Consider the following 19,971-nt stretch of genomic DNA (forward strand, 5'->3'; position numbering starts at 1 on the left):
GGGACTGGCCGAGCGGACGGGAAGGGCCGGGGCGGAGCCGATGACTCCGGCTTACTTAGGTTAGCCTAACCTAAGTTGGCTGATCTCCGTGCGGTCGGAGAGTAACTTCCGTCACTTTCAACTGAATTACTCGCCCTGCTCCCGCAACTGCTCTTCCGTCAGCCCACGGCGCCAGTAGCCCACGAACGTCACCCGGCGCCGGTCGACGCCGCGCTCGCCGACGAAATGCCGGCGCAGCGCCTTCACCGAGCCGGACTCGCCCGCGATCCAGACGTACGGGTGCTCCGCCGGCGGCAGTCGCGTGTCGCGGATCGCGTCGAGGGCCATGGGGGACCCCTCGGCGTGGTCGCCCTCCTGTACCAGCCAGGTCACCTCGGCGTCCGCCTCGGTGGCCAGGTCCAGCACGTTCCCGGCGTCATGCACCTCCAGCCACACCCGGGCCCGCTGCCCGGCCGGCAGCGACTCCAGGATCGCGGCGACCGCCGGAAGCGCGGTCTCGTCACCCCAGAGCACCACCAGATCGGTGTCCTCCGGCGGCCGGAACCGGATCGCCCGGTTGTCCGCGATCGCCGGGCCGAGCAGCAGCACCTTGTCCCCGGCGGAGGCCCGCGCGGCCCACGTGGAGGCGGGTCCGGCGGGAGTGGCGGAACCCGGCTCCACGCCGTGCAGCACGAAGTCGATGTCGATCTCGTCGGGGTCGCGGCGCAGCGAGCGCAGCGTGTACGAGCGCATCACCGCCCGCACGTCGTCCGGCAGCGCCATCCACCCCTTCCACCAGTCCTCGCCCAACTCGATGGGGACGACCGGGGCGTCCTGCCCCGGATGCGGAATGAACAGCGACAGCGACTGGTCGCATCCGTCGGAGTGGAAGTCGGCGAGGTCGCCCCCGGCGAAGGTGACCCGGACCAGGGACGGCCCGAGCCGCTCCGTCCGCACGACCTGAAGAGAGAAGAAACGAAACGGAACGGCGACGGTCGTGGACATGCGGTGACTCCTGAACTGGCGGGGTGGGCGGCCGGCCTCAGGGGCGCGGGGAACTGCGCGACCAGCCACCAACTACCCGCAGCCGCCGGACTTCAGGAGCCCCCCGCCCCGAAGGCGCAGCTCAGCTGACCTTCTTCGCGTTCTCGATCGCCTCGGCGAGGTTCGTCAGCAGCGGCGTGCACTTGCCGTACGACAGGATCGGCTCCGGCGAGCGGGGGATGACCTGACCGGCCTTCACCGCCGGCAGCTTCTTCCAGGTCGCCTCGGTGATGGCGTCCGGCTGCGTCGCCTGCGCCCGGTCGTCCATCATGATGATGTCCGCGTCGTACTTGTCGACGTTCTCCCAGCTGAGGGCCTCGAACCAGCCGCCGCCCTGGGCCTTCGCCTTCTCCGACGGCTCGATGAAGTTCACGCCGAGCGCCTTGAAGTACTCGAGGTCGATCGACAGGTTGGTGCCGGAGACGTAGAACAGCTCCGCGCTCGCGGACCCGGCCATCACCTTGATCTCGGGCCGGGCCTTCGCGGCCTTCCGCAGGCGCTCCGCGGCGGCCTCGAACTCCTGCTTCGCCTTGACGGTCTGGTCGGCCTTCAGGTCCGCGCCCAGCGAATCGGCCAGCGCCCACATGCGCTCCAGCGACTGGGTCAGCTGGCGGTCGTAGACGGAGATGCCGACGCTCGGGGCGAGCTTGGTGATCTTGTCCTTGGACTCCTCGGGCACGTACCAGAGGGTGCCGGCGTCGTCGAACATCGTGGTGATGAGGACCTCGGGGGCGAGCGTCGCGTACTTCTCGACGTTGAACTGGCCCCAGACGTTGCCGAGGATCTCGACCTTGCTGATGTCCATGTCGCCGGCCTGGACGTCCGGCTTGCCGTCCTGGGTCTTGGTCGGGCCGAAGACGCCCTTGACCTCGATGCCGTAGTCGTGGAGCGCGGCGGCCACGCCGACGAAGGCGACGATGTTCGTGGGAACCTTGTCGAGCTTCACGGTCGTGCCGCGGTCGTCCTTGAACGTCCAGGGGCCGGACGGCTTGGCGGCCGCCGACGAGTCCGAGCCACCGCTTTTCGTGTCTTCGTCGCCGCACGCGGCGAGAACGGCACCGAGGCCGAGGGCACCGCCGGCGGCGAGGATCCCGCGACGGGTGAGGTGGGTGGCACGGGCGTTGGACATGAGCGTGGCTGCTTTCGAACAGGGCGGATGCCCGCCGGACAATTCGAAGGTAGGTTAGCCTAACCTCAGATCTTGTCCAGGGGTGGGGAGCCCCGGGTTCACGACCGTGCGCGACCCACACCTGTTCGCATTCCCAATGCGCCTACCCACTGCGGGAGTTGGCCGAAACGCCCTCCCGGAAGATGATCCAGATCACTTCTTCGGCGTCGGCGACACAGGGAGGTTGAAGACGTGGTCCGGCGTGACGATGCTCGTGATCGCGTCGCCGAACAGCGTGCTCGGCTCCTGCCCGTCGTGGACGATGTCGGTGTTCAGCAGGACCACCAGCGTCGCCTCCGCCGACGGCAGATAGATGGTCAGGGACTCGTAGCCCGGCAGTGAGCCGTTGTGCCCGATCCAGCCCTGCACGTCGAAGATGCCGAGGCCGTACCCGGCCCCCTTGATGCCGGTCGGGGGCGTCTCCAGGCGCTGCTTCTGCGTCGCGGGTTCGACCATCGCGCCGCCGTCGGGGAACTCGCCCGTGGCCACCGTGCGCGCCCAGGTGCGCAGGTCGTCCCGGGTCGAGATCATCGCTCCGGCGGCCCAGCCCCAGGACGGGTCCCAGTCCGTCGAGTTCTCGACCTCGCCGGTCGCGGTCTGGTTCGTGTACCCCTGCGCGTGCGGCTCGGGGAAGTCCGCGTTCGTCGCGAGGAAGCTGTCCCGCATGCCGGCCGGGTCGAGGATGTTCTCCTTGATGACGTCCTGCAGCGGCTGCTCGGCCACCTTCTCGACGACCAGGCCGAGCAGGATCAGATTGGTGTTGCAGTAGGAGAACTTCTCGTTCGGCTGGAACAGCACCGGGTGCTTGAAGGCGTAGTCCAGCAGTTGCCGAGGCGTGAAGCTGCGTTGCGGATCCGACGTCAGCGCCTTGAAGAAGTCCGGGTCCTCCGAGTAGTTGTACAGACCGCTGCGCATCCCGGCGAGTTCGCGCAGGGATATCTCGTCGCCGTTCGGAACTCCGTCCACGTACGCGCTGATCGGGTCGTCCAGGTCGACCTTGCCCTGGTCGACGAGCTGGAGCAGGGCGGTCACGGTGAAGGTCTTGGTCTCGCTGCCGATGCGCATGAACAGATCCGGCGACATCCGCTGCCCGGTGCTCTTGTCGGCCACGCCGAAGGAGCGCTCGTAGACGCCCTTGTCGGGGGTCCACAGCCCGACGGTGACGCCCGGTACGTTCGCTTCCTTCATGACCCGCTGGACGGCGTCGTCGAGCTGCCGGCGCACCTCCGGCGTCAGCTCGCGGAAGTCACCGTCCGCGGTGGTCGGACTCGGCGGATCCGTCTGCGTGACGGCCCCGGACACGGCCTCGGGGCCGACGGCCCGTGGCGTCGCCACGGCCGACACGGCGGTCACCGGCAGCAGCAGAACCGCCGCCATGGCGGCGGCGACGGCCCCCCTGCGAAGTCCTCTGCACGCGAACGTCATGAGCTGCTCCCGGCGGGTGGGAGATGGCCGTGGCCATGAGCGCGGACCTCTCGAGCCGAACAGCACCAGCTTAGGAGCGCCCCCGCCGGATCGCCTGTCGAGCCGACGGGGGCGCTCCCGGGCCCGGAGGCGGCGCTCTAGGCTCTTTCGTTTGGGTCAGCCCGGCTGTGAGGGACGGTGCGTCCCGGCCGAGTCGAGCGGGGTCTGGTGCGTGCAGCTGCAAGGCGGAGGAGGGAGTCGACGCGGCGCGTCGGCGACTGACGACAACGCGGCAGATGTGCGTGCCAGACCCCGCGACGCCGGGATGATCCAAACGGCAGGGCCTAGCCCGCCAGGCCCAACTCCCGGGCGATCAGCATCCGCTGCACCTCGCTCGTGCCCTCGCCGATCTCGAGGATCTTGGAGTCCCGCCACATACGGGCCACCGGGTACTCGTTCATGAAGCCGTAGCCGCCGTGGATCTGGGTGGCGTCCCGGGCGTTGTCGACGGCGATCGTGGACGAGTACAGCTTCGCCAGCGCCGCCTCCTTCTTGAAGGGCTCGCCCGCGACCAGCCGGGACGCCGCGTCGCGCCAGGCGAGGCGGGCCGTGTGGGCCTTCATCTCCATGTCCGCGATCTTGAACTGGATCGCCTGGTTCGCGCCGATCGGGCGGCCGAAGGCGTGCCGTTCCTTCGCGTACGTGACCGACTCGTCGACGCAGCCCTGCGCCAGGCCCGTCGCCAGCGCCGCGATGGCGATCCGGCCCTCGTCGAGGATCCGCAGGAACTGCGCGTACCCGCGGCCCTCCTCGCCCAGCAGGTTCTCGGCCGGCACCCGCACGTCGGCGAAGGACAGCTCACGGGTGTCGGAGGCGTTCCAGCCGACCTTGGAGTAGGGGGCGGCCACCGTGAAGCCCGGGGTGCCGGAGGGGACGATGATCGCGGAGATCTCCGGCCGGCCGTCCGGCTTGCGGCCGGTCACCGCGGTCACCGTGACCAGGCCCGTGATGTCCGTGCCGGAGTTGGTGATGAAGCACTTGGTGCCGTTGATCACCCACTCGCCGGTCGCCGGGTCCCGGCGCGCCGTCGTCCGGGTCGCCCCGGCGTCGCTGCCGCCGTCCGGCTCGGTCAGGCCGAAGGCGCCCAGGATCTCGCCGGAGCACAGCCGGGGCAGCCACCGCCGCTTCTGCTCCTCGGTGCCGAAGAGATGGATCGGCATCGCGCCCAGCGAGACGCCCGCCTCCAGGGTGATGGCGACGGAGGAGTCCACCCGCGCCAGCTCCTCGAGGGCCACGCCCAGGGCGAGATAGTCGCCGCCCATGCCGCCGTACTCCTCCGGGAACGGCAGCCCGAACAGGCCCATCCGGCCCATCTCGCGGACGATCTCGTACGGGAACTCGTGCCGCTCGTAGTAGTCGCCGATCTTCGGGGCCACCACGTCGTGCGCGAACTCCTCCACGGTGCGGCGGAGTTCTTCCAGCTCGGGGGAGAGACGGTGGTCCATCGTTCTTCACTGCTCCTTGTGGGAGAGGGCTCTGACGGTGCGGGACGGGCTGGGGCGGCCCAGTTGCTCGGCCATCCACACGCTGGTGGCGGTGAGCCGGCCGAGGTCGACGCCGGTGTCGATGCCGAGTCCCCGCAGCATCCACACCAGGTCCTCGGTGGCGAGGTTGCCGGTGGCGCTCCTGGCGTACGGGCAGCCGCCCAGGCCGCCCGCGGAGGCGTCGACGGTCGTCACCCCGTGCTGCAGCGCCGCGAGGGTGTTCGCGAGCGCCTGTCCGTAGGTGTCGTGGAAGTGCACGCCGAGCGCGGCGGTGGGGACGCCGGCGGCGTTCAGCGCGGTGAGGAGTTCCCGCACGTGTCCGGGCGTGGCCACGCCGATCGTGTCGCCGAGGCTCAGCTCGTCGCAGCCCATGTCCAGCAGGGCCCGGCAGACGCGGACCACCTGGGGGACCGGCACCGGGCCCTCCCAGGGGTCGCCGAAGCACATGGACAGATAGCCCCGCACATGCCCGCCCTCCGCCTTCGCCCGGCTCACCACCGGCTCGAACATGGCCAGCGCCTCGTCCACCGTGCGGTTGAGGTTGGCCTTCGCGAAGGACTCGGTGGCGCTGGCGAACACGGCGATCCGGCGCGCCCCCAGGGCCAGGGCGCGGTCCAGGCCGCGCTCGTTGGGGACCAGCACCGGGAGCGCCACCCCGGGCAGGTCGCTGACGAGCGGGAACAGCTGCTCGGCGTCCGCCAGCTGGGGCACCCACTTCGGGTGGACGAAGCTGGTCGCCTCGATAGTCTTCAGGCCCGCGCCGGCGAGGCGGCGGACGAACTCCGCCTTCACCTCCGTGGGCACGGTCGCCTTCTCGTTCTGCAGTCCGTCGCGCGCGCCCACCTCGTGAATGCGGACGCGGGCGGGCAGATCCGCCGCGGGGACGGCCATGGGGAGCCCGTCGACCGTCATTCCGCCGCCTCCTCGTGAGGGGTGATGACCGCCAGCACCTGGTCCATGGCGACCGTGCTGCCCGGGGTGACGTCCAGCTCGGCGACCGTGCCGGCGTGCGGGGCGGAGATGACGTGCTCCATCTTCATCGCCTCGACGACGACCAGGCTCTGACCGGCGGTCACCTCGTCGCCGACGGCCACCTTCACCACCGTGACCGTCCCCGGCATGGGGGCGGTGAGGGAGTCGGCGCCCGCGTGCGCGGCCCGGTCCAGGGAGGCGGCCACCGGGTCGTGGTCGCGCACCTGCCAGGCGTCGCCGTCGCGGCCCAGCCAGTCGCCGGCGCGGTGGAAGGTGTGGCGGACGCCGTCGAGGGTGACGGAGACGTGGTCCGGGGTGACGGTGTGGGTGCCGCGCGGGGTGTGCTCCACCGGGTCGGTGACCCGCAGCGGGAAGCCGAGCGGCCTGGGCGTGCCGCCGAGCCGCCAGCCGCTCGGCACCGAGAACGGGTCCGTCCAGCCGTCCCCGCGCGGCCGCAGCGCGTCCAGCCGTACGGCCGCCGCCGCCTCGTACACCTCCTCCGGCACCTCGGCCGGGATCAGCCCCGCCGCCTCCCGCTCGACCAGCCCGGTGTCCATGTCGCCCGCGACGACCGCCGGGTGGGCCAGCAGCCTGCGCAGGAACCCGGCGTTGGTGGGCACGCCCAGCGTGACCGTCTCGGCGAGGGCCGCGCGCAGTCTGCGCAGGGCGGTGGCGCGGTCCGGGCCGTACGCGATCACCTTGGACAGCATCGGGTCGTACAGGCTGCCGACCTCCGTGCCCTCGCTGAGCCCGGAGTCGGTGCGGATGCCGTCGCCCTGCGGTTCGCGGAGCTTCAGCACCGTGCCGCCGGAGGGCAGGAAGCCGCGCGCGGGGTCTTCGGCGCAGATGCGGGCCTCGACGGCGTGCCCGGTGAGCCGGACGTCCTGCTGCCCGAAGGGCAGGGGTTCGCCCGCGGCCACCCGCAGCTGCCACTCGACCAGGTCCCGGCCGGTGACCAGCTCGGTGACCGGGTGTTCCACCTGGAGGCGGGTGTTCATCTCCATGAAGTAGTACTGGGAGGGGTCGCCGCCGGGGACGATGAACTCCACCGTGCCCGCGCCGACGTACCCGCAGGAGCGGGCGGCCTGGACCGCCGCCTCGCCCATCGCCGCGCGGGTCTCCTCGTCGAGGAGCACGCTCGGCGCCTCCTCGATGATCTTCTGGTGGCGGCGCTGGAGGGAGCACTCGCGTTCGCCCAGGTGGACGACGTTGCCGTGGCCGTCGGCCAGGACCTGGATCTCGATGTGCCGAGGGCGGTCGATCCAGCGTTCGACGAGCAGCGTGTCGTCGCCGAAGGAGGCGCGGGCCTCCCGGCGGGCGGCGGCGATCTCGTCGTCGAGCAGGTCCAGGTCCCGCACCAGCCGCATGCCCTTGCCGCCGCCGCCCGCGGACGGCTTCAGCAGCACGGGCGCGCCCAGCTCGCGGGCGGCCTCGGCCAGCTCCGGATCGCGTCCGCCGGGCACCACGGGCACTCCGGCCGCGCGCACCGTCTCCTTGGCGCGGATCTTGTCGCCCATCAGGGAGATGGCGTCCGCCGGAGGCCCGATGAACACCAGCCCGGCGTCGGCGCAGGCGCGGGCGAAGCCGGCGTTCTCGGCGAGGAAGCCGTACCCGGGGTGGACGGCCTGCGCGCCGGTGCGGGTCGCGGCCTGAAGCAGCCGCTCCACGGACAGATAGCTCTCGGCGGCGGGCGCCGGACCGATCCGTACCGCGGTGTCGGCCTCGCGGACGTGCCGGGCGCCGGCGTCGGCGTCGGAGAAGACGGCGACGGAGCGCACGCCGAGCGCGCGCAGCGTGCGGATGACCCGCACCGCGATCTCGCCGCGGTTGGCCACAAGAACGGTGTCGAACATAGTCGTGAACCCCCTCACATCCGGAAGACGCCGAACTGCGGCTCGCCCAGCGGGGCGTTCGCGCAGGCCGTCAGGGCCAGGCCCAGCACCTGCCGGGTCTCCAGCGGGTCGATGACGCCGTCGTCCCAGAGGCGGGCCGTGGCGTAGTAGGCGTTGCCCTGGCGCTCGTACTGGGCGCGGACGGGGGCCTTGAAGGCCTCTTCCTCCTCCAGGGGCCAGTCCTCGCCGCGCGCTTCCAGCTGGTCGCGCTTGACGGTGGCGAGGACGGAGGCGGCCTGCTCGCCGCCCATGACGGAGATCTTGGCGTTGGGCCACATCCACAGGAAGCGCGGTGAGTACGCCCGGCCACACATGGAGTAGTTCCCCGCGCCGTACGACCCGCCGACCACGACGGTCAGCTTGGGGACGCGGGTGCAGGCGACGGCGGTGACCATCTTGGCGCCGTGCTTGGCGATGCCGCCCGCCTCGTAGTCCCGGCCCACCATGAAGCCCGAGATGTTCTGCAGGAACAGCAGCGGGATGCCGCGCTGGTCGCACAGCTCGATGAAGTGGGCGCCCTTCTGGGCGGACTCGGAGAAGAGGATGCCGTTGTTGGCGACGATGCCGACGGGGTGGCCGTGGATGCGGGCGAAGCCGGTGACCAGGGTCTGCCCGAACTCGGACTTGAACTCGGCGAACCGGGAGCCGTCGACCACGCGGGCGATGATCTCCCGGACGTCGTAGGGCGTGCGGGGGTCGGCCGGGACCGCCCCGTACAGCCCGTACGGGTCGACCTTGGGCTCCACGGCGGGACGCACCTCCCAGGGGAGCTCGCGGCGCGCCGGGAGGGTGGCGACGATGTTCCGGACGATGCGCAGGGCGTGCGCGTCGTCCTCCGCGAGGTGGTCCGTCACGCCGGAGACGCGGGAGTGCACCTCGCCGCCGCCCAGCTCCTCGGCGGTGACGACCTCGCCGGTGGCGGCCTTCACCAGCGGCGGCCCGCCCAGGAAGATCGTCCCCTGGCCGCGCACGATCACGGCCTCGTCGCTCATCGCGGGCACGTAGGCGCCGCCGGCCGTGCAGGAGCCGAGGACGGCGGCGATCTGCGGGATGCCCGCGCCGGACATCCGGGCCTGGTTGTAGAAGATCCGGCCGAAGTGCTCGCGGTCCGGGAACACCTCGTCCTGCATGGGCAGGAAGGCGCCGCCGGAGTCGACGAGGTAGAGGCAGGGGAGCCGGTTCTCGAGGGCGACCTCCTGGGCCCGCAGGTGCTTCTTCACCGTCATCGGGTAGTACGTCCCGCCCTTGACGGTGGCGTCGTTGGCGACGACGACGCACTCGCGCCCGCCGACCCGGCCGATCCCGGCGATCACGCCCGCCGCCGGGGCCTGCCCGTCGTACATCCCGTCGGCCGCGAGCGGGGCCAGCTCCAGGAAGGGCGAGCCCGGGTCGAGCAGTGTGTCCACCCGGTCCCTCGGCAGCAGCTTGCCACGCGCGGTGTGCCGGGCGCGCGCCTTCTCACCGCCCCCGAGCCGGGCGGCGGCCAGCTTGCCGCGCAGCTCCTCGACCAGCGCCTGATGCGCCGCCTCATTGGCCTGCCAGGCCTCCGACGCGGGGTCCGCCGCGGTCGTCAGCTCCGGTGCCTGGTCCATCCTGCGGTCCCCTCACCTTGTTAATGAGCGTTAACGCATTTCCTTCAGGTTAACGACCGCTAACCTCCCTGTCTAGAATCGACTTCATGGCCACCAGAACCGACGCCCCCACCCGTCGCGAGCAGATCCTCAAGGAAGCCGCGCGGCTCTTCGCCGAGCGCGGCTTCCACGGTGTCGGGGTGGACGAGATAGGCGCCGCCGTCGGAATCAGCGGTCCCGGTCTCTACCGCCACTTCCCGGGCAAGGACGCGATGCTGGCGGAGCTGCTGGTCGGCATCAGCGGCCAGCTCCTGACGGGTGCGAAGCAGCGGCTGAAGGAGGCCGCCGCGGCCGGGGGCGTGGACGGCGCGGCCCCGGAGACGGTCCTCGACTCGCTCATCGAGGGGCACATCGACTTCGCGCTCGACGACCGTCCCCTCATCACCCTGCACGACCGCGAGCTGGACCGCCTCCGGGAGAGCGACCGCAAGCTGGTCCGCCAGCTCCAGCGGCAGTACGTCGAGCTGTGGGTGGAGGTGCTCCGCGCGGTCTACCCCGCCCTCGCCGAACCCGCCGCCCGTTCGGCCGTCCACTCGGTCTTCGGCCTGCTGAACTCCACCCCGCACCTGGGCCGCCGCGGCTCGCTGCCCGGCCGGGGCGCCACGGCGGAGCTGCTGCACCGGATGGCCAGGGGGGCGTTCGAGGCGGCCGGGACGGACCCCGCCGCCGGCTGAGCGCCGTACGCGCCGGGCGGCGCGGGCGTGACGAGCGTTACGGCGTCCCCTGCCTCCCCACTCTGGACGCCCCTACCTACCCGCCGGTACGGTAAGCCTGAGCAAGCGCTTAGATACGTACCGGTGGAGGTGGCGGCGTGCGCCGTACGGTGTTCAACGAGGATCACGAGGCGTTCCGGGAGACCATCCGCGCCTTCATCGAGGCCGAGGTCGTCCCGGTCTACGACGAGTGGTTCGCGGCCGGCCAGGCGCCGCGCGAGTTCTACTACAAGCTCGGCGAGCTGGGCATCTTCGGCATCAACGTGCCGGAGGAGTTCGGCGGCGCGGGCCTGGACAGCCACAAGTTCGAGGCCGTCCTGTACGAGGAGACCGCCCGCGCGGGCGTCCAGTTCGGCGGCTCCGGCGTGCACGTGCTGCTCGCCCTGCCCTACATCAAGATGCTGGCGACGGACGAGCAGAAGAAGCGCTACCTGCCGAAGTTCGTCACCGGCGAGGAGATGTGGGCCATCGCGATGACCGAGCCGGGCACCGGCTCCGACCTCGCGGGCATGAAGACCACCGCCAAGCTCTCCGAGGACGGCACGCACTACGTCCTCAACGGCGCCAAGACCTTCATCACCGGCGGTGTGCACGCCGACAAGGTCATCGTCTGCGCCCGCACCTCCGCCCCGACGGCCGAGGACCGCCGCCACGGCATCTCCCTTTTCGCCGTGGACACCAAGTCCGAGGGCTACTCCATCGGCCGCAAGCTGGACAAGCTGGGCCTGCGCACCTCCGACACCGCCGAGCTGGCGTTCGTCGACGTGAAGGTGCCGGTCGAGGACCTGCTGGGCGAGGAGAACAAGGGCTTCTACTACCTCGGCCACAACCTGGCGTCCGAGCGCTGGGGCATCGCCTTCGGCGCCTACGCCCAGGCCAAGGCCGCCGTCCGGTTCGCCAAGCAGTACGTGCAGGAGCGCACCGTCTTCGGCAAGCCGGTCGCCCACTTCCAGAACACCAAGTTCGAACTGGCCGCCTGCCAGGCCGAGGTGGACGCCGCCGAGGCGGTCGCCGACCGTGCGACCGAGGCCCTGGACGCCGGCGAGCTGACCCCGGCCGAGGCCGCCTCCGCCAAGCTGTTCTGCACCGAGGTCGCGCACCGCGTGATCGACCGCTGCCTCCAGCTGCACGGCGGCTACGGCTACATGAACGAGTACCCGATCGCCCGCCTGTACGCGGACAACCGTGTCAACCGCATCTACGGCGGTACCAGCGAGATCATGAAGACGATCATCGCCAAGGACATGGGCCTGTAAGGACACGGGTGAGCCAGGCACTCCAGGATCTCCTCGATCTGCTCGACCTCGAGCAGATCGAGGAGAACATCTTCCGCGGCCAGTCCCGGTCCGCCGTCGTCCCGCGCGTCTTCGGCGGGCAGGTCGCGGCCCAGGCGCTGGTCGCCGCCGGGCGGACGGTCCCCGCGGACCGGCCCGCCCACTCCCTGCACGCGTACTTCCTGCGCATGGGCGACCCCGGCGCGCCCATCGTCTACAACGTGGAGCGCCTGCGCGACGGCCGCTCCTTCACCACCCGCCGGGTGGTCGCGGTCCAGCACGGCAGGCCGATCTTCGCGCTGTCCGCGTCCTTCCAGACGTACGAGGACGGCCTCGACCACCAGGCCCCCATGCCGCCCGCGCCGGACCCGGCCGCGCTGCCCACCTCCCGTGAGCGGTTCAGCGGCTACGACCACCTCGACCCGCAGGTCGTCGCCCGCTTCCTGGAGGCCCGCGAGGCGATCGACCTGCGCTATGTCGAGGAGCCGCCGTACGGCAGGTTCGGCGAGCCGCGCGAGCCGCACTCCCAGGTGTGGTTCCGGACCAACGGCAAACTCGCCGACGACCCGCTGCTGCACGTCGTCCTCGCCACCTACGTCTCCGACATGACCCTCCTCGACTCGGTGCTGCTCGCGCACGGTCGCGGCGGCTGGGCCGTCGGGGACGTGGTCGGGGCCTCGCTGGACCACGCGATGTGGTTCCACCGCCCGTTCCGCGCCGACGAATGGCTGCTCTACGACCAGGAGTCGCCATCGGCGTACGGCGGCCGTGGCCTGGGCCAGGCCCGGATCTACACACAGGACGGCCGCCTGGCCATCTCGGTGATCCAGGAGGGTGTCGTCCGCGTCCCCCGGTGACGGTGTGGTGCGCGGTGTCTCCCGAGGTGCCGATCAGCGATCGCGTAGCTAGGCTGAACGAGTGAGAAGCCGCACGCACGGCATGGCCGGTCGACCTGGCCCCCGAGAGCGTGAGCCAGGGCCACAGCGCTCGCTCGTGAACCAAGGCGAGTGTCCTGGAGGCGTCGGCGGTCACGCCCGTGCTTCAGAAAACATGCGGTGACGCCCGAGACCCTGTCGCAATGTTCACTTGCGGCTGCGGCCATCCATTCCCGCAGGGCCGTCCAGGCGAAGCGGGAGACGATGGAGCGAAAGGTATATCCATGCGAGCACAACGCGCGAAGCGTCTCGCCGCGGCGTCCGCTGCCGGCCTGATGTTGGCCGGTGGTATCGCGGTCGGTACTGCTGGTACCGCCACGGCGTCCGACACCAAGTCGTACAACGACAGTCGCTACTGCGACGACGACTGGTGGGACGACTGCGATGACGACGACTACGGCCGTGGCGGCAATGGCCACTACGACGACCACGACAACGGGCGTGGCGGCAACGGTGACCACGACCACGACAACGGGCGTGGCGGCAACGGCGACCACGACAACGGGCGTGGTGGCAATGGCGACCACGACAACGGGCGTGGCGGCAACGGCGGCCATGGCGGCCACGACTGAAGGAACTGACACACCGACGACGGCGTGCTGTGCGGTCCCGACAGGACCGCACGGCACGCCGTTCGTCTGAGCCGGGAGCCGGCCGGCCTACGCCAGCCCCGCCTCCGCCAGCAGATACGCCGTCATGGGGTCGTAGTACCGCGGGCTGACCACGTGGTCGTCCAGCGGCACCGTCACCTGTACGGTCCCCTCCGCCTCGGCGACGAACAGCGCCGGGTCGTTGCAGTCCGCGTACCCGACGGAGTCCACGCCGTGCTGTCCGGCGTAGCCCGCCCAGCCGTGGTCGGCGACGACCAGGTCGGGCAGCGGGCGGCCCGCGCGTTCCAGCCCGGTCAGGATGGCCTTCATCGGGTCGCCGGAGTGGGTGTGCCACAGCGTGGCGCCGTGCTCCAGCACCGCCACGTCCGCGAACTGCATGACGTAACCCTCCTCCGTCTGCAGCCCCTCCGGGATGACGACGATCTCGCAGCCGGCGGCGCGCAGCGCGGCGGCCGTCGCCCGGTGCACGTCGAGGAGCCCGCCGGGGTGACCGGTGGCGAACAGCACCCGCTGCTGCCCGTCCGCCGCCTTGCGCAGCCGCCCGGCCATCCGCTCCAGCGCGGAGACGGTGAGTTCCGGGTCGATGGTGTCCTGGCCGAACCGGTGCTCGGGGTCGTCGTTCACGCCGACCCGCTCCGCCATCACCGCGAGCACGTCCTGCTCGTCGGTCCAGCGGTCGCCGAGTTCCAGGCCGAACCAGTAGTTGCGGTTGCCGTTCGCCAGCTGGCGGTAGTGCGAGAGGTTGTTCTCACGCGGGGTGGCGACGTTCCCCGAGATACGGGTCCTCACGAGATGGTCGACGAGTTCGGCGCGGCTGGGTGTCCCGGGTATCGGCATGGCTCCCATTGTGGGGGCTGACGACCGGCTCCGTCCTTGCCGTGAGGGGCGCTGGGATGTGGATCACGCCCGCCCGTGCGCGCCCTCACGCCTGCCGCAGCGCGAACCACAACTCCATCCGCACATCCGGATCGTCGAGGTCCGCTCCCAGCAGCGCGGCACACCGCGCGATCCGCTGCCGGACGGTGTTGCGGTGGACGGACAGGGCGACGGCGGTGCGGTCCCAGCTGCCGTGGAGGGAGAGCCAGGTGCGCAGGGTCTCGGCGAGGGGCGGGGTGAGCGGGGCGAGCAGGGCACGGGCGTGGGACTCCGCCTCGGCGGGCGGCACCAGGTCCGCGAGGGACGGGCGGGGCGCCGGGCGGAGCAGGGGAGTGCGGGTGGCACGGGCGCGGGACAGGGCGCGGGCCGCCTGGATGTCCGCGGAGGGCAGGGCGTCGGGGGTGACCGGGGCGCTGACGCCCAGGGTCCAGCCGGGCTGCGGGGCGGGATCGCGGTCGGCGGGCAGCAGGACGCGTACGACGTCGTCGGCCGCGTCGACCAGCGGGGAGCCCAGGGCGGCGCCGAGGGCCGACGCGGTCACCGGGTCCGGTGCCCCCGGCGGCTGCGGGACCGCGTGGACGACCAGCCAGCGGTCCGTGCCGCCGAGCAGGGGAGTCACCTCCTGCGGCGGGGCGCCGAGGAGGAGGCGGACCAGGGCCGAGGAGCGGGCCGCGCCGGTGCCGCTCTGGTGTTCACCGGTGAGGAGGGAGAGGAGCACGGCGGCGACCGAGGCGATGGTGTGGTCGCCGGGGTCCCGGCGGGGGGACGCCACGCCGAGGACGAAGCCGTGTCCGGCTCCGAGGGCGTACGCGGAGAGATGGGTGCCGGCGACGGTGTCGGTGGCGGTGGTGGAGGCCCGGGTGAGCAGCACGTGCGCCAGGTCCGTCAGGGCCCGCGTCACCGGCTCGTCCGGGGCCCGGCCCGCGGCGGCGATCTCCGTGCCCTCCGGGCCGTACAGCACCGTGCGGCCGCCGACGCGCTGGGCGAGCTGCCGCAGGACCGACGGCACCGGGTCCGGGCGGGCCGCGGCGGCGGCGAGGCTCTGCTGGGCCTCCGTGACGCGGCGCAGTTCCGCCACACGGGCCTGTGCCATCAGCTGCCAGACCGCGCGGGCCACACCGGAGAAGGTGGTCTGGGGAGGGACCTCCAGCAGGGGCAGGTGGTACGCCTCGCAGGCGATGACCAGGGCGCGCGGCACCGTGTCGTGCACCGGGGCCAGCCCGAAGCCGAGCGCCGCGCCGCCCGCCTCGACGACCCGGGCGACGTAGTCGTCGAAGTAGGTGCCCGACCCCGCCGCCTCCGGGATGTGCACGCCGGCCGTCAGGAGCAGTTCGCCGCCCAGCATGTACGGGTAGGGGTCGGACATCTCCGACGTGTGTGCCGAGTGGACCGCGATGCCGGTGGCGGGCGGGCCGGCGATCTGGCGCAGGGCGAGGTCCTCGCGGGCCAGCAGGGCGGACAGCGGGACGGACGGGGTGGGCGGAACCGCCGGTGTCTCGGACATGATGTGCGTTTCCTCCATGCCGTTCTGCCCGAATGGATGAAACGTACACTTCGCAGTCGCTTTTCGGCCACCTAGGGTCGGTCGGGACCGGTGGCCGCGGGTACGGGCGGATGTCCCCGCGACCAGCCACCGCGCATCCCATCTGCACGACACGCCACCGAGAGTGCGCGAAGGAGGCCCCCATGGCCGTCGACTACATCGTGATCGTCGTCTATCTGGCCGGCATGCTGGCCATGGGCTGGTGGGGCATGCGCCGCGCCAAGTCCAAGAGCGAGTTCCTGGTCGCGGGCCGCAGGCTCGGCCCGGCCATGTACTCCGGCACCATGGCGGCGATCGTGCTCGGCGGCGCGTCCACCATCGGCGGCGTCGGCCTCGGCTACCAGTACGGGCTGTCCGGCGCGTGGATGGTCTTCACCATCGGCCTCGGCCTGCTCGCCCTGTCGGTCTTCTTCTCCGCGCGGATCGCCCGGCTGAAGGTCTACACCGTCTCCGAGATGCTCGACCTCAGATACGGCGGCCGGGCCGGCGTGATCTCCGGTGTCGTCATGTGGGCGTACACCCTCATGCTCGCGGTCACCTCCACCATCGCCTACGCGACGATCTTCGACGTCCTCTTCGACGTCAACCGCACCCTCGCGATCGTCCTCGGCGGCTCGATCGTCGTCGCCTACTCCACGCTCGGCGGCATGTGGTCGATCACCCTCACCGACATGGTGCAGTTCGTGGTGAAGACCATCGGCGTGCTGCTCCTGCTGCTGCCCATCGCGGTCGTCAAGGCGGGCGGCTTCAGCGAGATGAAGGCGCAGCTGCCCACCGAGTACTTCGACCCGCTGGGCATCGGCGGCGAGACGATCTTCACCTACGTGCTGATCTACACCTTCGGCATGCTCATCGGCCAGGACATCTGGCAGCGCGTCTTCACCGCCCGCAGCGACAAGACCGCCAAGTGGGGCGGCACCGTCGCCGGCACCTACTGTCTGGTGTACGCCGTGGGCGGCGCGGTCATCGGCACCGCCGCCAAGGTGCTCTACCCGAACCTCGACAGCGCCGACGACGCCTTCGCCACCATCGTCAAGGACGAGCTGCCGATGGGCGTGCGCGGACTCGTGCTCGCCGCCGCGCTGGCCGCCGTGATGTCCACCTCCTCCGGCGCCCTCATCGCCTGCGCCACCGTCGCCAACAACGACATCTGGTCCCGGCTGCGGGGCGTCGTGCGCTCCTCGGGCGAGGAGCACGACGAGGTCAAGGGCAACCGGACCTTCATCCTCCTCATGGGCGTGGCCGTGATCCTCACCGCCATCGCGCTCAACGACGTCGTCGAGGCGCTGACCGTGGCGTACAACCTGCTCGTCGGCGGCCTGCTGGTGCCGATCCTCGGCGGGCTGCTGTGGCGGCGCGGCACCGCGCCGGGCGCCCTCGCCTCCGTCGTCGTCGGCGGTCTCGCGGTGATCGGCCTGATGGCGACGTACGGAATCCTCGCCAACGAGCCGGTCTACTACGGCCTGCTGGCCTCCCTCGCCACCTACGTCGTCGTCTCCCTGGCGACGAAGCCGACCGACGAGGCGGTGCTCGCCGCATGGCGCGAGCGTCTCGCCGGACGAGCCCCCGAACCCGTGTCCGAAGAACCGGTGGCGGCTCAGCAGTAGAGTCGGTACCGCTCGGTAGTAGTACATACGCGATGAAGCGTAGGAAAGAAGGCATTTCCCGATGAGCAGCAACGAGACGCCCCGCGGCCCGGTCGACTCCTCCCGCATCCCGCGGTACGCCGGTCCGGCCACCTTCGCCCGGCTGCCGCGCCTCGACGAGGTCGGCACCGCCGATGTCGCCGTGGTCGGCGTGCCGTTCGACTCCGGCGTCTCGTACCGGCCGGGCGCCCGCTTCGGCGGCAACGCCATCCGTGAGGCGTCCCGGCTGCTGCGGCCGTACAACCCGGCCCAGGACGCCTCCCCCTTCGCCCTCGCCCAGGTCGCGGACGGCGGCGACATCGCCGTCAACCCGTTCAACATCAACGAGGCCGTCGAGACCGTCGAGGCCGCCGCCGACGACCTGCTCGGCACCGGCGCCCGCCTGATGACCCTCGGCGGCGACCACACCATCGCGCTGCCGCTGCTGCGGTCGGTCGCCAAGAAGCACGGCCCGGTCGCGCTGCTCCACTTCGACGCGCACCTGGACACCTGGGACACCTACTTCGGCGCCGAGTACACCCACGGCACGCCGTTCCGCCGCGCGGTCGAGGAGGGCATCCTCGACACCTCGGCGCTGTCCCACGTCGGCACCCGCGGCCCGCTCTACGGCAAGCAGGACCTCACCGACGACGAGAAGATGGGCTTCGGCATCGTCACCTCCGCCGACGTCTACCGGCGCGGCGCCGACGAGATCGCCGACCAGCTGCGCCAGCGCATCGGCGACCGCCCGCTGTACATCTCCATCGACATCGACTGCCTCGACCCGGCCCACGCCCCCGGCACCGGCACCCCCGAGGCCGGCGGCATGACCTCCCGCGAGCTGCTGGAGATCCTGCGCGGCCTCGCCTCGTGCAACCTGGTGTCGGCGGACGTCGTCGAGGTGGCCCCCGCGTACGACCACGCGGAGATCACGTCGGTGGCGGCGTCCCACACGGCGTACGAACTGACGACGATCATGAGCCGCCAGATCGCCGCGGCCCGTGAGACGAACAAGGAGAACGAGGGCAAGTGACCCACGACCACGACCTGGAGCTCCGCCCGACGGCCGCCCAGACGGAGGCCGCGCTGAACCCTCCCCCCGGCCGCAACGGCGGAGACCTGGTCGTGGAGACCCTGGCCGGGCTGGGCGCGACCACCGTCTTCGGCCTGCCCGGCCAGCACGCCCTCGGCATGTTCGACGCCCTGCGCCGCTCCGACCTCCGGTACATCGGCCTGCGGGTCGAGAACAACGCCGGGTTCGCGGCGGACGCGTACGGGCGGATCACCGGCGAGGCGGCCCCGCTGCTGCTGTCCACCGGCCCCGGCGCGCTGACCTCGCTCGCCGCGCTCCAGGAGGCGGCGGCGGCCTCGGCGCCCGTCCTCGCGATCAGCAGCCAGGTCCCGACGGCCGGCCTGGGCGGCGGCCGCCACGGCTACCTGCACGAACTCCCCGACCAGTCCGCCTCGTTCCGGGGCGTGGTGAAGTCGGTCCACACCGTGCGCACCCAGTCCCAGATCCCGTCCGCGATCGCCGCCGCCTGGAAGTCCGCGCTGACCGCCCCGCACGGACCCGTCTGGGTGGAGATCCCGCAGGACGTGCTCCTCGCCGGGACGCACCTGCCGGTGGTGACCGCCGTGGACGCCACCCCCGAGGACCTGCCGCCGCGCCCCGAACTGACCGCCGTCGCCGCCGACATGCTGTCGAAGGCGGCCCGCCCGGCGATCATCGCGGGCGGCGGAGTGGTCCGCGCGGACGCCTCCCGCAAGCTGCTGCAGCTCGCCGAACGCCTCCAGGCGCCGGTCGTCACCACCCCCGGCGGCAAGGGCGCCTTCCCCTGGGAGCACCCGCTCTCCCTCCAGTCCTGGCTGGAGGACCGGTACACGACGGACTTCCTGGAGGACGCCGACGTCCTGCTCGTCGTCGGCTCCGGACTCGGCGAACTCTCCTCCAACTACCACACGTTCAAGCCGCGCGGCCGGGTGATCCAGATCGAGGCCGACCTCGGCAAGCTGGAGTCCAACCACCCGGCGCTCGGCATCCACGCGGATGCCTGGCTGGCGTTGCAGGCACTGCTGGAGACGGTGGGGGAGCGGACCGACGCGACGGCCGAGGAGCGGGTGCGGGAGCTGCTGCGGCGGGTCCGCGAGCGCATCGACGCGCAGGAACTCACCCTGGAACAGAACCTGCTGGCGTCGATCCGCCGGGCGCTCCCCGCGTCCTCCCCGTCCTTCTGGGACATGACGATCCTCGCCTACTGGGCGTGGTCCGCCTTCGACGCCAAGGGCCCCAACACCCTGCACTCCGCCCAGGGCGCGGGCGGCCTCGGCTACGGCTTCCCGGCCGCCCTCGGCGCGGCGGCGGCCGACCCGACCACGCCGGTCCTCGCGGTGTCCGGCGACGGCGGCGCGCTGTACTCCATCGCCGAGCTGGCCACGGCCCGCCAGTACGACCTGAACGTCACCTGGCTGATCGTCGACGACGGGGGTTACGGCATCCTCCGCGAGTACATGACGGACGCCTTCGGCCAGGCGACGGCGACGGAACTGGCCCGGCCGGACTACGTGGCCCTCGCCGAGTCGTTCGGCGTCCCGGGAGTCCGTACGACCCCCGAGACCCTGGAGGCGGACCTGGCGAAGGCGTTCGCCACGCCGGGCCCCTCCGTCGTCGTACTCCCCGCGGTCCTGCGGATGTTCGCGCCGACGCATCTGGGCGGCGCGGAGCGGTAACCTCCGGCTTAGCCGTCGCGCCGGAGGAGGCGG

Annotated in this window: 16 protein-coding genes; 7 read left to right on the forward strand and 9 right to left on the reverse strand. The window is 71.6% G+C overall.

Annotated elements, in window-relative coordinates; genetic code table 11:
* Nucleotides 1-126: 126 nt before the first annotated feature.
* From AMK31_RS01160 to AMK31_RS01195, 7 genes are all read right to left on the reverse strand, one after another.
* On the reverse strand, nucleotides 127-984 hold the full coding sequence (locus tag AMK31_RS01160) for a siderophore-interacting protein (protein WP_073938359.1): 858 nt from the start codon (nucleotides 982-984) through the stop codon (nucleotides 127-129).
* A 121-nt stretch (nucleotides 985-1,105) separates the two neighbouring features.
* Nucleotides 1,106-2,152 (reverse strand): ABC transporter substrate-binding protein, encoded by a 1,047-nt coding sequence (locus AMK31_RS01165; RefSeq protein ID WP_073938360.1) that lies wholly within the window; start codon nucleotides 2,150-2,152, stop codon nucleotides 1,106-1,108.
* Nucleotides 2,153-2,344: 192 nt separating this feature from the next.
* Nucleotides 2,345-3,616, reverse strand: a complete 1,272-nt coding sequence (locus AMK31_RS01170) for a serine hydrolase domain-containing protein (protein ID WP_073938361.1) — start codon at nucleotides 3,614-3,616, stop codon at nucleotides 2,345-2,347.
* 323 nt (nucleotides 3,617-3,939) lie between these two features.
* Nucleotides 3,940-5,100: an acyl-CoA dehydrogenase family protein gene (locus AMK31_RS01180; RefSeq protein WP_073938362.1), complete on the reverse strand. Its 1,161-nt coding sequence runs from the start codon at nucleotides 5,098-5,100 to the stop codon at nucleotides 3,940-3,942.
* A 6-nt stretch (nucleotides 5,101-5,106) separates the two neighbouring features.
* Nucleotides 5,107-6,051 (reverse strand): hydroxymethylglutaryl-CoA lyase, encoded by a 945-nt coding sequence (locus AMK31_RS01185; protein WP_073938363.1) that lies wholly within the window; start codon nucleotides 6,049-6,051, stop codon nucleotides 5,107-5,109.
* A complete protein-coding gene (locus tag AMK31_RS01190) occupies nucleotides 6,048-7,964 on the reverse strand; it encodes an acetyl/propionyl/methylcrotonyl-CoA carboxylase subunit alpha (protein WP_073938364.1) in 1,917 nt (638 codons plus the stop codon). The genes AMK31_RS01185 and AMK31_RS01190 overlap by 4 nt, the downstream gene beginning before the upstream one ends.
* 14 nt (nucleotides 7,965-7,978) lie before the next feature.
* The gene (locus AMK31_RS01195) at nucleotides 7,979-9,595 is read right to left on the reverse strand and encodes a carboxyl transferase domain-containing protein (protein WP_073938365.1); all 1,617 of its coding nucleotides are present in this window, start codon (nucleotides 9,593-9,595) and stop codon (nucleotides 7,979-7,981) included.
* Between the two features lie 86 nt (nucleotides 9,596-9,681).
* Between AMK31_RS01195 and AMK31_RS01200 the strand changes: the two genes are divergently transcribed.
* The 4 genes from AMK31_RS01200 to AMK31_RS40845 all read left to right on the forward strand — a co-directional run bounded on the left by AMK31_RS01200 (nucleotide 9,682) and on the right by AMK31_RS40845 (nucleotide 13,128).
* Nucleotides 9,682-10,308, forward strand: coding sequence for an SACE_7040 family transcriptional regulator (locus tag AMK31_RS01200; RefSeq protein WP_073938366.1), 627 nt, complete (start codon nucleotides 9,682-9,684; stop codon nucleotides 10,306-10,308).
* Between the two features lie 137 nt (nucleotides 10,309-10,445).
* On the forward strand, nucleotides 10,446-11,603 hold the full coding sequence (locus tag AMK31_RS01205) for an acyl-CoA dehydrogenase family protein (RefSeq protein WP_073938367.1): 1,158 nt from the start codon (nucleotides 10,446-10,448) through the stop codon (nucleotides 11,601-11,603).
* A gap of 8 nt (nucleotides 11,604-11,611) precedes the next feature.
* A complete protein-coding gene (locus tag AMK31_RS01210) occupies nucleotides 11,612-12,478 on the forward strand; it encodes an acyl-CoA thioesterase (RefSeq protein WP_073938368.1) in 867 nt (288 codons plus the stop codon).
* Nucleotides 12,479-12,780: 302 nt separating this feature from the next.
* A complete protein-coding gene (locus AMK31_RS40845) occupies nucleotides 12,781-13,128 on the forward strand; it encodes a hypothetical protein (RefSeq protein ID WP_198948394.1) in 348 nt (115 codons plus the stop codon).
* A gap of 87 nt (nucleotides 13,129-13,215) precedes the next feature.
* Here the strand turns inward: AMK31_RS40845 and AMK31_RS01220 are convergent, their stop codons facing one another.
* A complete protein-coding gene (locus AMK31_RS01220; protein WP_073938370.1) occupies nucleotides 13,216-14,004 on the reverse strand; it encodes a phosphatase in 789 nt (262 codons plus the stop codon).
* A gap of 85 nt (nucleotides 14,005-14,089) precedes the next feature.
* A complete protein-coding gene (locus tag AMK31_RS01225) occupies nucleotides 14,090-15,565 on the reverse strand; it encodes a PucR family transcriptional regulator (RefSeq protein WP_073938371.1) in 1,476 nt (491 codons plus the stop codon).
* 164 nt (nucleotides 15,566-15,729) lie between these two features.
* Between AMK31_RS01225 and AMK31_RS01230 the strand changes: the two genes are divergently transcribed.
* From AMK31_RS01230 to AMK31_RS01240, 3 genes are all read left to right on the forward strand, one after another.
* Nucleotides 15,730-17,193: a sodium:solute symporter gene (locus tag AMK31_RS01230; RefSeq protein ID WP_073938372.1), complete on the forward strand. Its 1,464-nt coding sequence runs from the start codon at nucleotides 15,730-15,732 to the stop codon at nucleotides 17,191-17,193.
* A gap of 61 nt (nucleotides 17,194-17,254) precedes the next feature.
* The gene (gene speB, locus AMK31_RS01235) at nucleotides 17,255-18,244 is read left to right on the forward strand and encodes an agmatinase (protein WP_073938373.1); all 990 of its coding nucleotides are present in this window, start codon (nucleotides 17,255-17,257) and stop codon (nucleotides 18,242-18,244) included.
* Entirely contained in the window at nucleotides 18,241-19,938 is a 1,698-nt protein-coding gene (locus tag AMK31_RS01240; protein ID WP_073938374.1) for a thiamine pyrophosphate-binding protein, read from the forward strand. Before speB ends, AMK31_RS01240 begins: the two co-directional genes overlap by 4 nt.
* Nucleotides 19,939-19,971 lie beyond the last annotated feature (33 nt).

Origin of the sequence: Streptomyces sp. TSRI0107 (assembly GCF_001905845.1) — a bacterium.
Lineage (GTDB): Bacteria > Actinomycetota > Actinomycetes > Streptomycetales > Streptomycetaceae > Streptomyces.

Bases quoted from the DNA above. Each gene is read 5' to 3' on its own strand.
- AMK31_RS01200 (WP_073938366.1), top strand. From the start codon at position 9,682: ATGGCCACCAGAACCGACGCCCCCACCCGTCGCGAGCAGATCCTCAAG.
- AMK31_RS01160 (WP_073938359.1), bottom strand. From the start codon at position 984: ATGTCCACGACCGTCGCCGTTCCGTTTCGTTTCTTCTCTCTTCAGGTC.
- AMK31_RS01230 (WP_073938372.1), top strand. From the start codon at position 15,730: ATGGCCGTCGACTACATCGTGATCGTCGTCTATCTGGCCGGCATGCTG.
- AMK31_RS01165 (WP_073938360.1), bottom strand. From the start codon at position 2,152: ATGTCCAACGCCCGTGCCACCCACCTCACCCGTCGCGGGATCCTCGCC.
- AMK31_RS01185 (WP_073938363.1), bottom strand. From the start codon at position 6,051: ATGACGGTCGACGGGCTCCCCATGGCCGTCCCCGCGGCGGATCTGCCC.
- AMK31_RS01190 (WP_073938364.1), bottom strand. From the start codon at position 7,964: ATGTTCGACACCGTTCTTGTGGCCAACCGCGGCGAGATCGCGGTGCGG.
- AMK31_RS01225 (WP_073938371.1), bottom strand. From the start codon at position 15,565: ATGGAGGAAACGCACATCATGTCCGAGACACCGGCGGTTCCGCCCACC.
- AMK31_RS01220 (WP_073938370.1), bottom strand. From the start codon at position 14,004: ATGCCGATACCCGGGACACCCAGCCGCGCCGAACTCGTCGACCATCTC.
- AMK31_RS40845 (WP_198948394.1), top strand. From the start codon at position 12,781: ATGCGAGCACAACGCGCGAAGCGTCTCGCCGCGGCGTCCGCTGCCGGC.
- AMK31_RS01170 (WP_073938361.1), bottom strand. From the start codon at position 3,616: ATGACGTTCGCGTGCAGAGGACTTCGCAGGGGGGCCGTCGCCGCCGCC.
- AMK31_RS01195 (WP_073938365.1), bottom strand. From the start codon at position 9,595: ATGGACCAGGCACCGGAGCTGACGACCGCGGCGGACCCCGCGTCGGAG.
- speB (WP_073938373.1), top strand. From the start codon at position 17,255: ATGAGCAGCAACGAGACGCCCCGCGGCCCGGTCGACTCCTCCCGCATC.
- AMK31_RS01180 (WP_073938362.1), bottom strand. From the start codon at position 5,100: ATGGACCACCGTCTCTCCCCCGAGCTGGAAGAACTCCGCCGCACCGTG.